Below are 15910 nucleotides of genomic sequence, written 5' to 3' on the forward strand. Positions count from 1 at the left end.
GTCACACCGCCGTCAGGAAGGAGACGCCCACGGCGCCGTAGAAATTGTCGGCCTTGTGCGGCCCCTCGCTGACCACACCGTAGTCATCGTCCAGCACGCGACGCACGCGATAGCGGTGGAAGCTGCCGAGCAGCTTGCGCATCGGGATGACCTGGTTGTAGGTGCTGCCGTACAGCTCGGCGTGCAGCTTGGGCAGTCGATACCAGGGCGCCACCGGCTTCTCGTGGTGGGCGTTGTGGAAGGAAAAGTTGAGCAGCAGCAGGTTCAGCGCCGGCCAGCGTTCCGATACCACGTTGCTGTAGGTGTTCTGCTGCTCGTAGCTGCGGTCGCGGCGCTTGTTCTCCGGCAGCTTGCCGCCATCTTCCAGCACGGCGAAGGCCTCGTAGGTGTGCTGATAGGCATCGGCGAAACGCAGCACGCTGAGCATGATCATCCAGGCCAAGGCGTAGAGCAGCACGGCCTTCAGCGACAGCACCGCGAGCCCGGCGAAGAGCAGTGTGCGAACGGCCAGCACAGCAGCGACCTTGCCACGGCGGGCGCGGTGCTTGTCGTTGTCGGTGATGAAGGGCAGGGCGATCACGTAGAAGTGCATGATCAGTTCCACCGCCGGCACATAGGCCCATTCCAGCGCCAGTACCAGCTTCTGGAACCACAAGGGGCGCGCCTTGAGAAAGGCCTTGCTGTCGAAGGTGATCACGTCGGCGCGGTCGACGTGGTGGCGCATGTGCTTCTTGCGCAGGTCCTGGAACTCGGCGTAGCAGCTGCCGCACAGCCAGCTGCAGACGTTGCCGGCCCATTCGTTGTGCTTGGGCACGCTGAAAATGGCGCCGTGGGCGAATTCGTGGATCAGGTAGGCCGCGATGATCATGCCGTGGGCCAGCAGCAACGTGCCCAGCGCGTTCAGCCAGCCACTGCCGGCGAACAGCAGGGCCAGGCCGCCGCCGTAGGCGAGTACGGTATAGAGGATCGCCAAGGTATTTGGGACGCGGCCATCGGCGTAGCGGTACAGAGGTTTGGCAGTCATGGTGTTCTCCAGCACAGGCGGGCTACGGCCCGCCCGGCGTCGGCTTACTGGGCGAGCGCTTCGGTAAACTGGGCGTCGTAGGTCTTGCTGAAATCCGGAATGGCAGGGATCTGCCCGTTGTCCTTGAGCAGCTTGGCGATGATCGCGCCGCTGCCATGGAAGGAATGGGTGTCGTCACCTGGGGTGAAGCTCTTGCCCATCTCTGCGAGCGGGATGTTGTAGGCGCCCGCCATCTGCTCCACGGCTTCTTCGGCGCTGACGCCGAGCACCTCGCCGATGATCTCAGCCGACTCCTCGGGGTGCGCCTGCATGTAGGCCAGGCCGTCCAGATAGCCTTGGATCACCGCCTTGATGGCAGCGGGCTTCTTGGCGATAACCGCCTCATCGAAGACCAGCACGTCGGTGATCAGCCCTGGCGCGTCCTTGGACGAGTAGACCACCTTGAACTTGTCGCCACCGCCCATGGAAAGGATCTGCGAGACATTGGGCTCATAGGTCACACCAATCGGCAGGTTGCCCGAGGCCATGGCGCCGGGAATGCCTTCCGGGGTCATGTTGACGGCGTTGATGTCCTTGTCGCTCATGCCGTTCTGCTGCAGCGCATAGGCCAGCAGAAAGTCCGATGGTGAGAGCGGGTTGAAGCCGACCTTCTTGCCCTTGAAGTCGGCAACGGTCTGGATCGAGGCGTCGGCGACGATGGCGTCACCGCCGTTGGAGAAGTCGATGGGCATGACCACCCGGTGCTTCAAGCCCTTGGCGACCGAGGCCACCACCTGGTCGTAGGTGAGCATGCCGCCGTCCAGTGCGCGGCTGAGCATGGCGGTGGGGATCAGCGCCGGGTCGTTGAAGAACTGCAGGTCTACATCCAGACCGTGGGGCTTGAACAGGTCTTTCTTGTCGGCGACGTAGAAGGGGCCGTAGCCGGCCCAGACCACGGTGCCGATCTTCAGTTTCTCGGCGGCCTGGCTGGCCAGCGGTGAAAACAATGTCGCGACGGCCAGGCCGGCGGCGAGGAGGGTCTTGTTCAGCGAGCGCAGTGTGGACATGGCGTGATTTCCCTACACATTGGAATGACAAGGCACGGGATGACATCGCGTCTCCCGGGCTTTTATCCCTCCGTGTAGTCCCGTCCCTGGGACCGGAGAACTCTCGGACCAGCGCCCACTCCCTGTGAGCCGGAACCCTAGTTCTCCTTGAAGCTGCTCCTGTGTTTGTGCCAAGCGTCATGAGTGCCGGTGGCGACTCATCCCGTTCACTTGGGATAGAGCAGATTGCGTGCCAGTTGCCGTGCAAGCTCGGCAAGCCCGCGTGGTACGGCGCGTGCGGTGCGGCACGAGGCTTTTCGTCGAGCGGCGGCATGCTCGGATGCAGGTCAATTTCTGAAAGGGCGCTCCCGAATGGTGCTGCGGCGCGTCTTAATGACGATCGGGATACAGTCGCGAGATGTCTGGTCGGCGAAAACCTTGAACGATGGATGTGCCTGCCAGTCGGAACCTATGAACTCACGAATAACGGGAGCCATCACATGCTGAAGTTTCTAGGTAGCACCATTGGCATCATCTTTCTGATCGGCCTGATCGTCGTGATCGGCCTGTTCGCACTGGTCTTCTGATAAACCGCGGACGCACCCTGGGTCGCAGATTGCACATCGGTCGGCACAGGGCTGCGCTCTTCTCGCAACATCTCTTCCCATGACTCGACTGATGCGTTTGCCGCTGGCCCTGCTAATGGCGCTGCTCGTGCTGTCCTTGCCATTGCCGGCAATGGCGCAGGTGGATGATGGCTTGGCGACGGTGCGGCTCGACGGCCGCGCACTGTTTCGTCTTGGCGGAACCGAGGAGCTGGAGGCGCGCCTGCGGGCTCGGCAGATAGAGCGGCAATTGCTGACGGTGTTGGAAACCCCGCAGGGCATCAGCAGGGCGCGCATCGCGCCGGGCGGGGAAAACGCCGAGGCGCGCCAGATCACCATGGCTGGGCGCATCCTGATGCAGGTCACGGAGGAGGATGCCCAAGCAAACGGCCGGGCGCTCGAGGCGCAGGCGCGCGAGTGGGCGTCGGTTCTCGAAACTGCGCTGGCGCAGGCCAGCACACGGCGGACGTCGGAGCGAGCGCGCTTCGTGACCGACGTACGCGCGAGCGTCGATACCGCCTTCGCCCGGTTGCTGGAAGCGGCCATCAGCATCGTGCCGCGGGCACTGGCGGCGCTTCTGGTGATCGGCGTGTTCTGGGCCCTGGCGGCCGGCGTGCGGGGGCTGACGCGGATCATTTCCGAGCGGTTGGTGCGCGATCGTACGGTCGAGAACCTGATCAAGCAGGTCAGCTACTACACCGTCTGGCTGCTGGGCCTGATCGTCGCGGCCACCGCTTTCGGACTGGAACCCAGCACGTTGGCGACTGGCCTCGGCCTGACCAGTCTGGCCCTCGGTTTTGCGCTGAAGGACATTCTCTCCAACTTCGTCAGCGGCCTGCTGATCCTCACGCTGCGGCCGTTCAAACTCGGCGATCAGATCGTCATCGGCGAAACCGAGGGCACCGTCGAACGTATCGAACTGCGTGCCACCCAGATCCGCACCTACGATGGTCGCCGTGTGCTGGTGCCCAATGCCGAGACCTTCACCTCGCGGGTGACCAACAACACAGCTGCTCCGGTGCGCCGTGCCAAGGTGTTGTGTCACCTGGGATATGAGGTCGAGGTGGCTCAGGTGATGGCACTGCTGAATGCGGCGGCCCTGGAAACCGAAGGGGTGATCGATACGCCGCCACCCGTCGTTGTATTGCTGGAACTGCGTGCTGATGGCCTGACGTTCCAGCTCAATTTCTGGTGCGACTCGAGGCGGTCCGACTTCATGCAGACTGCCTCGCGGGTGCGGATCCGTGTCATACGTGCTCTGCGCGACGCAGCCGTGGCATTACCGGACCCGGGCACTAGTACCGTTAGGCTTCTGGACGATCCGCCCGAACAGTCGTGATCACCAGAGGACAAAGCTGCGTGGCAGTGCTTCAGTCGCGGCTGGCCAGCCAGGCCTTCCAGCCGCCGAAGTGGGTGATGTCCTCGGCGCCGTCAAGGCCGTAAGCATCGCAGATAAACCCGGTTTCCCAGCGCCCGTCTTCTAGCTCCACTTTGCCCAGGCCCAGCGGCGCGGGGATGCCGGTCAGGAAAGAGCCCAGCTCGCTGCTGGGGATGTCCCAGACTTCCACGGCAATCGCCGCGCCACCCTCGGCGACGCGCACCATCCCCGGGCGTAACAGCGGGCCGCCGGCCAGGGCGTAGAGCTTGTACGCCGCGCTGCTGGTGGTTGCCTCCAGCAGCCGACCGCCGCGCTGGCGAAGTTGCCAGTTCAGCGGCAGGCCATCGAGGTGCGCGCCGCAGACCACCACTCTCGTCCGGTCGTTGCGCGCCGGATTCTGCAGGGCGGGTGTTGTGATCGCATTGCTGCCCACCAGGGCCAGGTCGGTTCGGCGTTGCAGCGCATCGGCCAAGCTCAGCAGGTACTGGTCGGTGAACACCCGGCCGAACATGGTCACGCCCCAGGGCAGGCCGTTATCCATGACGCCGGCAGGCACCGCCACCGCGGCATAGTCCAGCATGTTCATGAAGTTGGTGTAGTAGCCCAGGTCCGAGTTGCGCTTGACCGGTTCGGCGTGAAGCTCGGCGAGCGTCACCGGGCGCGGGTACGCGGGCGTCAGTACGCAATCGACCTCGGTCATGATCCGGTCGCAGATGGCCTTCAGCTGCTGCAGGCGGTATTGCGCTTCGAACAGTTGCACGGCGGTGGTGCCCGGTGCCTTTCCCAGTACCGCCTTTATCACTGGCAGGACGGCGTCGGGTTGCTGCTCGATCAGCGCGCCGGCCACGCTATAGCGTTCGGCGACCCAGGGGCCTTCGTAGAGCAGGCGTGCAGCTTCGAGGAAGGGGGCGAAGTCCACTTCCACCGGCTCGCCGCCAATGGCTTTCAGGTTTTCGATGGTGGCGGCGAACAGCGCCGGGCTTTCCTGGCAGCCGAGAAACTCCGGGTTCTTCGGCACGCCGAAGCGGAAGGCTTTCACCCGGCCGAAGGCCGAGCCGTCGTTCCACAGCGGGTTGGCGCGGCTGTACTCGTCGTGCGGATCGAGCCTGGCGGTGAGCGCCAGCAGCTGGCTGGCTTCGGCGGCACTGGCGGTGAAGAAGGTCACGCAATCCAGCGTGCGGCAGGCGGGGACAACGCCAGCGGTGGAGATCAGCCCTTTGCTGGCCTTGAGACCCACCAGGTTGTTCAGCGCGGCCGGCACGCGGCCGGAACCGGCGGTGTCGGTGCCGAGGGCGAAGCTTGCCAGCCCCAGCGCCACGGCCAGGGACGAGCCGGCGCTGGAGCCACCGGAGGGGTAGTCGGGGTGCACGCTGTTGCGGCACTCACCGTAGGGCGAGCGGGTGCCGTTGAGGCCGGTGGCGAATTGGTCGAGGTTGGTCTTACCCAGCGGCACGGCACCGAGGGCGATCAGCTGCTCGACGATGGTGGCGTTGGTTTCCGGTGTATAGGCAAAGGCCGGGCAGGCGGCGGTGGTGGGAATGCCGGCCAGATCGATATTGTCCTTTATCGCGAACGGGATGCCGTAGAGCGGTAGCTCGGCGGGCGTCTTGCTCTCCAGTGCGGCCAGGTAGGGCTCGAGTTCTTCGACGCTCAGCAGGTGGATAAAGGCGTTGAATTCGCCGTTCAGTTCTGCGGCCTTGGCGTGCAGTTCGAGGATCAGCTGGCGCGGGGTCGTGGTGCCGGCTTCATAGGCATTGCGCAGCGTGTCGAGGCGAAGATCGAAATGGGTCGTCATGGTTGGCTTCCTCTGTGGCAGGCCTGGTCTGTTCGGGCGGTCGGGATTCAGGTCAGGCTGGCGGCCCTTTCCCCTCACCCCAGCCCTCTCCCCAAAGGGGCGAGGGGGTTGGTTCGGTGTTGCTGGTGGCCTTGTGGTCTGGCGTTGCTTTAGTGCTGTTAGTCCGGCGCCTGTGGTGTGTGTCGTGGCTCGTTCACGAGGGATTTGGTTGGGTCTGTTCCCCTCATCCCGGCCGTCTCCCCAAAGGTGCGAAGGTTGGCTCGGTGTTGCTGGTGGCCTTGTGGTCTGGCGTTGCTCTGGTGCTGTTAGTCCGGCGCCTGTGGTGTGTGTCGTGGCGAGGGATTTGGTTGGGTCTGTTCCCCTCATTCCGGCCGTCTCCCCAAAGGTGCGAGGGTTGGTTCGGTGTCGCCGATGCTCTTGTGGTCTGGCGTTGCTTTCGTGTCAGGCGCAGGGATTTCGGTCCGCGGCTCATGGCAATGCGCGAGCTGCGTCGATGTCCAGACCCGCGAGCCCGCGCCGAACCGGTCCCCTCTCCTTGAGGGAGAGGGCTAGGGTGAGGGGGGAATGGTCGGCAAAGACCACAGCTCTCAAACCTCCTCGATCACCACCACCCGTTGGCCGGCGCGCACCGGAGAGCCGGGTTGCACACGGATGTCCTTCACTACCCCGGCGACCGGAGCGATGAGCGGAATTTCCATCTTCATGCTCTCAAGGATCACCAGCACGTCGCCGGCAGCCACGCGCGCGCCCTCGGCCACCGACACCTGCCAGAGATTGCCGGCGATATGGCTTTCGATGCCGTGCTCACCGGCGCCAAGCGGGGTGTCTTCACCGAGATCGGCCGCTACTTCCTCGCTCTCGAAATGCGCCAGCCCCGATTCGATCCAGCGCTGGCGCTCGGCGTCGAAGGCAGCGCGCTGCTGGCTGCGGAAGGCCTCGATGCCTTCGGCTTCCTTGACCAAGAAATCCTGGTAGTCGGAGAGGCACAGCTCGGTCTCCTCGATCTTCAGCGGGTAGCGGCCCAGCGGAAAATCGCGGCGAATCTTCAGGAGCTCCTCGGCGCTGACCGGGTAGAAACGGATCTGGTCGAAAAAACGCAGCAGCCAGGGCTGGCCGCCGAACGCCTCGAGCGCGCGGTAGCGGTTCCACATCTGCAGAGTGCGACCGACGAACTGGTAACCGCCCGGGCCTTCCATGCCGTAGACGCACATGTAGGCGCCGCCAATGCCCACCGAGTTCTCGGCGGTCCAGGTGCGCGCCGGGTTGTACTTGGTGGTGACCAGACGGTGGCGCGGGTCCAGCGGAGTGGCCACCGGTGCACCGAGGTATACGTCACCCAGGCCCATCACCAGATAGCTGGCCTCGAATACCGTGCGGTACACCTCTTCGAGGTCCGGCAGGTCGTTGATGCGGCGGATGAATTCCAGGTTGCTCGGGCACCAGGGCGCGTCCTTGCGCACCGTGGTCATGTACTTCTCGATCGCTAGCTGGCAAGCCGGGTCGTCCCAGGACAGCGGCAGGTGGACGATGCGCGAGGGGACTTTGAGATCCTGCGCGGCGCACACTGCGTCCCACAGCCCGGCGACGGTCTCCAGCAGCACGGTCAGCGGCAGGGTTTCCGGCTGGTAGTGGACCTGCAGCGAACGGATGCCGGGCGTGAGGTCGATGACGCCGTCGAGTCCCTTGGCTTCCAGCGCCTGCATCAGCGCATGGCCGCGGAAGCGCAGCACCAGGTCCAGTTCCGGTGCGCCGATTTCTAGCAGCAGATGGGTGTCGCCGGAGAGTCGGGCGACCAGACGGGTGGCGTCCTGGCCGAGGTCGAGGACGATGGGGGAGGTGAGCGCATATTCCGCAGACTGTGCGTAAATGCCCCCTCTCCCCCCAGGAGAGGGCTGGGGTGAGGGGCTTTTGCTGTCGGTTGAAACAGCCCTCACCCCGATCGCGGGCCGCCCCGGCCCCTCTCCCGGAGGGAAAGGGGAGACAAGCGCGCACTCTTCGCGCTGGGCTCTTGCCAGCTCCCGCGCTGTGGCGATATCCATCGGGACAAAGCGCACTTTATCCCCTGCCTTAAGCTGCCCGAGCTGCCACAGGTCCGCCTCGATAATGGTCACCGGACAGACAAACCCCCCCAGGCTCGGGCCGTCCGGGCCGAGGATCACCGGCATGTCGCCGGTGAAATCGACCGCGCCGATGGCGTAGGGGTTGTCGTGGATGTTCGATGGGTGCAGCCCGGCTTCGCCACCGCTTTCGCGCACCCATTCGGGCTTGGGCCCGATCAGGCGCACGCCGGTGCGGCTGGAGTTGAAGTGCACTTCCCAGTCGGTGGCGAAGAAGCGCTCGATATAGCCTTCGGTGAAGTATTCCGGCGCACCGTGGGGGCCGTAGATCACGCGAATTTCGCGCACCGCCGGCAGGGCGCTGCGCAGCTCGGCGGCCAGCGTGGCGCCGGCAGACGAGTCGGTCAGCGGTGCCAGATGCAGCACGTCGCCGGCACGCAGGGCGCGGCCGCCGTGGCCGCCGAACTGGCCGAGGGTAAAGGTGCTCCTGCTGCCCAGATACTCCGGCACCTGCAGACCGCCGCGCACGCACAGATACGACCGCGCACCGGCGCCGGCAATGGTGCCGATCGTCAGGGTGCTGCCGGCCGGGATGAATAGCGCAGTGCTCATCGGCTGCGGCACGTCATCCAGCTTCAACGGTATTTCCGCGCCGGTCACCGCCACCACCGAATCGGTGTTGAAGCGCAGGATCGGCCCGCTCATGGTGATTTCCAGCCCGGCGGCGTCTTCGGCGTTGCCGAGCAGGGCATTGCCCAGACGCAGGGCGCGGCTGTCCATCGGGCCGGACGGCGGCACGCCTACCGCCCAGTATCCCAGGCGGCCGGGGAAGTCCTGCACGGTGGTCTGGGTGCCGGCGCTGATGACCTCGAAGGTATCGGCCTTGTAGCTGAGACCTTCGAGACAGCGGGTCCAGGCGTTGCCGCTGGCGAACGGGGTGAAGGCAAGGATCTGGCGCAAGTAATCGCGGTTGGTTTCCACGCCGTAGAGCAGGGTGTCGCCGAGCGCCTCGTCAAGCGCTTGGCGAGCCTCCTCGCGGCTCGGCGCCCAGGTGATGACCTTGGCGATCATCGGGTCGAAATACGGCGGGATCTCGCAGCCAGCCTCGACCCAGGTATCGACGCGCAGGGCCTTGCCGTCGGCTGCCGGGAAACTCGCGGCGGTGAGCAAACCGGGACTCGGCTGGAAATCCCGGCCCGGATCTTCGGCATAGACGCGCGCCTGGATCGAATGCCCGCTGGGCTTCAGCGTCTTGTACAGCTCCGCCAGCGGCGGCAGGTCGCCGGCGGCCAGCTTGATCATCCAGCGCACCAGATCGACGCCCCAGACCTGCTCGGTGACGCCGTGCTCGACCTGCAGGCGGGTGTTCACCTCGAGGAAGTAGAAGCGCTGGGTCTCGGCGTCGTAGACGAACTCGACGGTGCCGGCGCTGCGGTAGTCAACGGCCTTGGCCAGCGTGATAGCCGCTTCGCACAGTGCCTCGGCCATGCCGGCCGGCAGGTTCGGTGCCGGAGTTTCCTCCAGCACCTTCTGGTTGCGTCGCTGCACCGAGCAGTCGCGCACGCCGAGGGCGATGACGTCGCCGGCACCATCGCCGAACACCTGCACTTCCAGATGGCGGGCGCGCTCGATGTATTTCTCGATGAAGACGCCCGAATCGCTGAAGTTGTTCTGCCCCAGGCGCTTGACCGCGTCGAAGGCCTCGGCGAGTTCCGCCGCCGAGCGGCACACGCGCATGCCGATACCGCCGCCGCCGGCGGTGCTTTTTAGCATCACCGGATAGCCAACCTGCTCGGCTGCGCCGAGGGCATCGGAAAGGCTGTCGAGCAGCTCAGTGCCCTCCAGCATCGGTACGCCGCGTTGTTTGGCCAGGGCGCGGGCGGTGTGCTTGAGGCCAAACACTCGCAGCTGTTCTGGCGTCGGGCCGACAAAGGCGATGCCGGCAGCTTCACAGGCTTCGGCAAAGGCGGCGTTCTCGGAGAGAAAGCCGTAGCCGGGGTGAATGGCTTTCGCGCCGGTTTCCCGGGCGATGCGGAGAATCTTCTCCACCACCAGATAGGTCTGCGCTGCCGGGCCTTCGCCCAGGCTGTGGGCCTCGTCGGCCTGCTGGATATGCAGGCTGGCGGCGTCGGCCTCGGAGTAGACGGCCACGCCTTTCACATCCAGGGCGCGCAGCGTACGCAGGATGCGGCAGGCAATGGCGCCGCGGTTGGCGATCAGAAGTTTGTCGAACATGTTCAGTAACCCTCGAAGGGCTGGCGGGCCGTCCCGCCTTTATTCATCTGCGCCACGGCCGTCCGTGGTTGGGGAGGGTTGCTTCGCTGTCGGCAGCTCGGGCCGCTGCCCGGCGCGCGCCTGCAGCAGCGGCAGCAGGTGGCGTCGTAACAGCGCCATCAGTCCCACACCAGCACCTCGGCGGGCGTCGGGTTCCAGCCGTTGCAGGGGTTGTTCAGTTGCGGGCAGTTGGAGATCAGCACGATCACGTCCTGATCGGCCTTGAGCTCCACGTACTTGCCCGGTGCGGAAAGGCCGTCCTCGAAGGTCAGGCCGCCCTCGGGCGTCACCGGAACGTTCATGAAAAAGTTGATGTTGGCGCCGATGTCGCGCTTCTCCAGACGGCCGTCGTGCAGGCCGGCGCGCAGAAAATTGTCGCGACAGCTGTGCATGTAGCGCTTGTCCAGGGCGTAGCGCACCACGTTGCTCTCCTGGGCGCAGGCGCCGCCGAGGGTGTCGTGGCGACCGCAGGTGTCAGCGACGATGGTCAGCAAGGGGTTGCCGAGGTTGGAATACAACACCGTGCCGGCGGTGAGATAGACCCTGTTCTGCCGGCGCAGGGTGCGCTGCGGGTCGAAGCGTTCGCGCGGATTCTTCGCGCTGAAGAACAACGTGTCGATGGCTTGATTGCCCTCGACATCCAGCAAGCGCAGCTTCTGTCCGGCCTTCACTTCGAACAGGTACGGCTCGCCGGCCGGGATCAGGTGGCGGAAGCTGGCGGTTTCGGGGTACAGGCTGCTTTCTACGATGGTCATGTCGGCAACCTCCTCAGATGTAGAGTCGCTCGGTGTTGTGGAAGCCGCGGCCGTTCTCCGGACGCGAAGTGCGGCAGAGCACGCTGATGCCATCGCTCTGGACCTTGTGCCAGCTCAGCTGCACCGGTTTGGGTGCGTACAGCGGATTGGGGTCCAGCGGATGCTGCAAGGCGGTGAGGATCACCAGGGTGTCCATTGGCGCGTACAGCTCGATGTAGTCGCCCGCTTTGGAATTGCCGCTGTGGAAGGCAAAGGTGCCGTCGGCGGTGACGTCCACCCGGCTGAACAGATTGAGCACCATGAGCAGGTCCTGCAGGTTGAGGTTCCACTTGCCCATCTCCACCAGCAGGTTGTCGGTGCCGTTGCGGAAGAAGCCGTTGCGCAGTTCCTGATAGCGGCCCTGGCCGTACTTCTCGGCGACTTCATCGGCGTTCAGCACGCCGCCAAAGCTGTCGTGCCAGCCGCAGGTGTCGGCGGTGATGGCAGCGAGTACGCGGCCCATGTCCGAGTAGAGGCAATGACCGGCGGTGAGCTTGGCGGTGTGCTGGCACTTGAGGGTGTCGGGCAGGTTCAGCCGCTCGCTCTTCTCCTGGGCGTTGAGCAGCATCAAGCTGACGTTGGCGCCGCCTTCCAGATCGGTCAGGCGCAGCAGCTGGCCACGCTTGAGGACGAAGGAGGTGTGGCCGCCACCGGGAACGGTTTCCTCGTACAGCGTGGGGCGGATCGCGAGTGAAGCGCTCATGTCAGGCTCCTTGATAGGCAGTTCGGAATTTCTCGCTGAGGGCGACCGGAACGCCAGTGGACGCGCCGGGCGCGTGGCGGCCCTCGTGCAAGGGAATGTCGTAGGTCACCCGCGCGCCATAGGCACCCGGGGCGTGGGGATCGATGCGCGGCTTGTCGAAGACCAGGATGCGGCTGCCGAGGGTGAAGCCTTCCGACAGGTCGTGGGTGACCATGAACACCGTCAGCCGGGTTTCTCGCCACAGCTCCAGCAGCAGCTCATGCATGTCCTTGCGGATGCCCGGGTCGAGTGCGCCGAAGGGCTCGTCGAGCAGCAGCACGCGGGGCTTCATGATCAGCGCCTGGGCGATGGCTAGGCGCTGCTGCATGCCGCCGGACAGTTGCGCCGGGTACTTGTCCAGCGCATGGCCGAGGCCGACCTTGTGCAGCATCTGCGCAGCCTGCTCGCGGGCATCGCGCTTGCGGTGACCAAGCAGACGGCCCAGTAGCGGGGCGCGTGGCAGTTCCAGGCCGAGGGCGACGTTGTCCAGTACGGTCAGGTGTGGAAATACCGAGTAGCGCTGAAAGACCACGCCGCGGCTGGCATCCGGTTCGTTGGCCAGCGGCTGGCCATCAAGCAGGATCTCGCCGCGGCTGGGCGCTTCCTGGCCGAGCAGCAGCCGCAAAAAGGTGGATTTGCCGCAACCGGAGGCACCGACCAGCGTGCAGAACTCGCCTTCGGCGATGTTCAGGTTCAGGCGCTCCAGCACGACCTGATCGCCGTACTGCTGCCAGACGTTCTTCACCTGAATGAAGGAGCTGGGGTCGCCGCCTGCGCGAGTCCCTGGTTGCGTTGTGCATTGGCTCGACTGTGCGGCAACGGGTGCCTTGGCGTTGTTCTCGCTCATGCCTTGGCTCCTTCATACCAGGGGAACAGCAGCTGGGTCAGGCGCCGCAGCAGGTAGTCCATGGCCCAGGCCAGTAGGGTGATCCAGGCGACATAGGGCAGGATCACGTCCATCGCCATGTAGCGACGCACGAGGAAGATGCGGTAGCCCAGTCCATCGGTGGAGGCGATGGCTTCGGCGGCGATGAGGAACAGCCAGGCCGAACCGAGCACCAGGCGCAGGCTGATCAGCAGGCGCGGCATCAGCTGCGGCAGGACCAGGCGCAGGATCAGGGTCCAGGTGTTGGCGCCCAAGGTTTGCGCCTTGATCAGCAGCTCGCGGGGGATTTCTCGTGCTCGGTGTTCAAGGTCACGAGCCAGGATCGGCGTGATACCGATGACGATCAGCATCACTTTGGACAGTTCGCCCAGGCCGAAGACGATGAACAGGATCGGCAGGATCGCCAGCGGTGGCACCATCGACAGCACCGTGAGCAACGGCGAGAGCGGCGCGCTGAACAGCGGCAGAGTGCCGGCAACGATACCCAGGCACAGGCCGGCCACTGCCGCGATGGCAAGACCGGTGCCGAGGCGCTTGAGGCTGGAGGCGGTGTCCTGCCAGAACAGGAAGTCGCCGGAGCGCTTGTCGGGGGTGAAGGCGAGGCGTTCGACGGCTGCGCTCATCTGGCCGAAGCTGGGCAGCAACTTGTCGTTGGGGTTCAGTTCCAGGCGCTGGGCCGAGCTGGTCAGGTACAGCGCCAGCAGCATGGCGAAGGGCAGAATCGCCAGTGCCAACCAGCCGCTACGTCCGGGAGTGCGGTTGATCAGACGCATGGGCAGATACCCCGTGCAACGGCCGCGGCAACAGGTGGAATACTGTGAAGTTCGGGTGCGGCAGACGCCCTGGCGCAAGGCAGAGCGGAGAACGGCAAAGCCGTTTCGAGCGGGCACATGGCAAACCCTCCAGTGTTGGGAATAGCGCAGGAGCTGCGTGCAATCACGCTGTCTCCCGGGCTTTTATCCCGCCGTGTAACCTCGCTGGAGGTCGCCAACTCTCGGACCAGCCACTCGCGTCAACGAGTCGGAACCCTAGTCAGCTATTTCAAATTGTTTTCGCAGGTGCAGCAGCTTTTCTTCGCAAAGTATGCAAAGCAAGAGCGATGCCAATGCACAAAAATCGCGCGGTGCAGGCGTCGTGGGGAAGAGCGGCGCTAGGGGAGTGCCCTGTTTTGGGGCTGCGCTCGAGGCAGTGCATGCTTTTCGAGCGCGGAGGACGTTGCACGAGCGCAACGCCGCATTGGCAGAAAGCTAGAGCTTGAGCTGGCCGATGGCCCGGCTCAGATCGGTGGACAGCGCGGCCAGCTCGGCACTGGTGCTGGCCGAGCTTACGGTCTGCTCCACGGTGCGTTCCGTGACGTCGCGGATGCCGGTGACCGAGCGATTGAGCTCCTCGGCTACCTGGCTTTGCTGTTCGGCCGCCACGGCGATCTGCGTGTTGCTTTCACGCATCTGCGCGACCGCATCGGCGATGGCCTCCAGCGCCTGCGCTGCGTCATGGGCTTCACGCACGCAGTCGTCGGCCTTGAGCGAGCTTTCCTGCATGAACTCCACGGCGTCGCGGGTCATCGACTGCAGGCCGGAGATCATCTGGGTGATCTCATCGGTGGAGCTCTGCACACGCTTGGCCAGGTTGCGAACCTCATCGGCAACCACGGCGAATCCGCGGCCCTGTTCACCGGCCCGGGCTGCTTCGATGGCCGCGTTGAGCGCTAGCAGGTTGGTCTGTTCGGCGATGCTGTGGATCACGTTGACCACGCCGTTGATCTTCTGGCTGTCCGCGGCGAGCTGCTCGATCATCTCGCCGGTCTGCTGCACGCCCTGGGATAGGCTGGAGATGGACTTCTCCACACGGCCGACGACCCGGTGGCCATCGCCCGCAAGGCGGTCGGCGTTCTGTGATTGATCGCGAGTTTCGCGTGCATGCTCGGCGATCTGGTGCACCGTGGCGCTCATTTCGTTGATGGCCGTGGCTGCCTGGTCGGTTTCGCCCTGCTGACCGCGCATGCCCTTGTGCACGTCGTTCATGCTCGTGGCGAGCCGGCTGGCGCCCTCGTCGAGACGCGCGGCAGCCTGGGCGACGGTGCTGACCACGCGTTGATAGCCGCCCTGCATGGCGTTGAATGCGCTGGCCATCTGGCCGACTTCGTCACGGCTGTCCAGCGGAACCCGTGCCTGCAGGTCGCCACTGCGCTCCACGTGCAGCATGACGTCCTTGAGCGTGTTGAGGTGGCTGAGCAGAAAGCGGATAAGCAGTTGCGAAGCGCCGAGCAGGCCGAGCATCAGCACGGCGACCGCCACGGCGTAGCTGAAAAAGTGCTGGCTCAGTACCTGAATAGCGCTGGGCGCGCGGGCCAGTACAGCCAGCTTCTGACCATTCGTCGCGGAGATCAGGTGGGCGCCGACCACGGGATTGCTGGAGAACAGTCGGTCGTGGGTGAGGGTGGTCCAGCCGCTTTCGGCGATAGCCTGACCCTCGACCGCGGCGCGCTGATCTGCCTGGAACGCGATCAGGTCCGCACCCTGCGGCAGCGCAGCATTGGCCGGCCAGCTGGCCAGCAGCGACGCACGCGCCTGCGCTGCAGCGACGGCGTCGGCGCTACGGGCGCTTTGCTCCAGTTGTACGGCGTAAAGCACCAGCAGCAACGCGATGACGAAGGTCACCATGTTCAGTGCCCAGAACTTGTACTTGAGCGACAGATCGCGAATCCAAACGGCCATGACTGCTCTTCTTCTATAGGAGGTTGCGCGCGCGTAGCGGAACGCTTGCTTGCACTGCGGCTGAACATTTAACGGCCGCATAAGGCAGAGCTTGAGAAATTTCTGTGACTCAGTCGAGGTCCGGCAGGCCGAAGAACGCGCGTGCACAGCGCGTGGTGTGCGCCGCCAGCGACGCTTCGCTCTCGCCGCGATGGAGCGCGACTTCGCGCAGTACTTCCGTAAGGTAGGCCGGTTCGTTCTGGCCGCTCTTAGGCTTCGGTCGCAGGGTGCGTGGCAGCAGATACGGCGCGTCGCTCTCGAGCATCAGACGACCTGTAGGGATGTCCTTCACCAGGGGATGCAGATGGGTACCGCGGCGTTCGTCGCATATCCAGCCGGTGATGCCGACATGCAGGTCCAGGTCGAGATAGCCGTACAGCGCCTGTTTTTCACCGGTGAAACAGTGCACCACCGCCGCAGGGAGGTGGTCCCGAAACGGTCGCAGAATCGCCAGCAACCGGTCACTGGCGTCGCGTTCGTGCAGAAAGACCGGCAACTGCAGTTCGACGGCGAGTTGCAACTGTTCCTCCAGCGCGCGCTCCTGTAGCGGTCGCGGTGAAAAATCGCGATTGAA

The 15910-nt window shown here is 64.8% G+C and carries 12 protein-coding genes and 2 riboswitches; of the genes, 2 read left to right on the forward strand and 10 right to left on the reverse strand.

Annotated features, from left to right (window positions below; genetic code table 11):
* Window position 1: 1 nt before the first annotated feature.
* Together RT582_RS07295 and RT582_RS07300 are read right to left on the reverse strand one after the other, a co-directional pair.
* A complete protein-coding gene (locus tag RT582_RS07295; RefSeq protein WP_104097590.1) occupies window positions 2-1024 on the reverse strand; it encodes a fatty acid desaturase family protein in 1023 nt (340 codons plus the stop codon).
* Window positions 1025-1068: 44 nt separating this feature from the next.
* Window positions 1069-2070 carry an ABC transporter substrate-binding protein gene (locus tag RT582_RS07300; RefSeq protein WP_104097591.1) on the reverse strand — a complete coding sequence of 334 codons (1002 nt, stop codon included), beginning with the start codon at window positions 2068-2070 and terminating at the stop codon, window positions 1069-1071.
* A 49-nt stretch (window positions 2071-2119) separates the two neighbouring features.
* Window positions 2120-2222: riboswitch (guanidine-I (ykkC/yxkD leader) on the reverse strand.
* A 27-nt stretch (window positions 2223-2249) separates the two neighbouring features.
* Between RT582_RS07300 and RT582_RS07305 the strand changes: the two genes are divergently transcribed.
* Window positions 2250-2636, forward strand: coding sequence for a hypothetical protein (locus RT582_RS07305; RefSeq protein WP_146067141.1), 387 nt, complete (start codon window positions 2250-2252; stop codon window positions 2634-2636).
* Window positions 2637-2751: 115 nt separating this feature from the next.
* A complete protein-coding gene (locus RT582_RS07310) occupies window positions 2752-3993 on the forward strand; it encodes a mechanosensitive ion channel family protein (RefSeq protein WP_313477028.1) in 1242 nt (413 codons plus the stop codon).
* A 31-nt stretch (window positions 3994-4024) separates the two neighbouring features.
* On the opposite strand, the gene atzF is transcribed toward RT582_RS07310, so the two are convergent.
* The 8 genes from atzF to RT582_RS07350 form a co-directional block, all read right to left on the reverse strand.
* A complete protein-coding gene (atzF, locus tag RT582_RS07315; RefSeq protein ID WP_313477029.1) occupies window positions 4025-5827 on the reverse strand; it encodes an allophanate hydrolase in 1803 nt (600 codons plus the stop codon).
* Between the two features lie 587 nt (window positions 5828-6414).
* Window positions 6415-10119, reverse strand: coding sequence for an urea carboxylase (gene uca, locus RT582_RS07320; protein ID WP_313477030.1), 3705 nt, complete (start codon window positions 10117-10119; stop codon window positions 6415-6417).
* Window positions 10120-10277: 158 nt separating this feature from the next.
* Window positions 10278-10913 carry an urea amidolyase associated protein UAAP2 gene (locus tag RT582_RS07325; protein ID WP_313477031.1) on the reverse strand — a complete coding sequence of 212 codons (636 nt, stop codon included), beginning with the start codon at window positions 10911-10913 and terminating at the stop codon, window positions 10278-10280.
* A 13-nt stretch (window positions 10914-10926) separates the two neighbouring features.
* The gene (locus RT582_RS07330; RefSeq protein WP_101275686.1) at window positions 10927-11655 is read right to left on the reverse strand and encodes an urea amidolyase associated protein UAAP1; all 729 of its coding nucleotides are present in this window, start codon (window positions 11653-11655) and stop codon (window positions 10927-10929) included.
* Window position 11656: 1 nt separating this feature from the next.
* Window positions 11657-12541 (reverse strand): ABC transporter ATP-binding protein, encoded by an 885-nt coding sequence (locus RT582_RS07335; RefSeq protein WP_313477032.1) that lies wholly within the window; start codon window positions 12539-12541, stop codon window positions 11657-11659.
* Window positions 12538-13353, reverse strand: coding sequence for an ABC transporter permease (locus tag RT582_RS07340; RefSeq protein ID WP_179484225.1), 816 nt, complete (start codon window positions 13351-13353; stop codon window positions 12538-12540). The genes RT582_RS07335 and RT582_RS07340 overlap by 4 nt, the downstream gene beginning before the upstream one ends.
* 170 nt (window positions 13354-13523) lie before the next feature.
* A riboswitch (guanidine-I (ykkC/yxkD leader) is annotated at window positions 13524-13623 on the reverse strand.
* A gap of 204 nt (window positions 13624-13827) precedes the next feature.
* Window positions 13828-15297 carry a methyl-accepting chemotaxis protein gene (locus RT582_RS07345; RefSeq protein WP_179484224.1) on the reverse strand — a complete coding sequence of 490 codons (1470 nt, stop codon included), beginning with the start codon at window positions 15295-15297 and terminating at the stop codon, window positions 13828-13830.
* Window positions 15298-15406: 109 nt separating this feature from the next.
* A partial coding sequence (locus tag RT582_RS07350) for a TatD family hydrolase (RefSeq protein WP_313477033.1) occupies window positions 15407-15910 on the reverse strand: 504 nt, incomplete at its 5' end.

This window comes from Stutzerimonas kunmingensis (assembly GCF_032106285.1).
Taxonomy (GTDB): domain Bacteria; phylum Pseudomonadota; class Gammaproteobacteria; order Pseudomonadales; family Pseudomonadaceae; genus Stutzerimonas; species Stutzerimonas kunmingensis_B.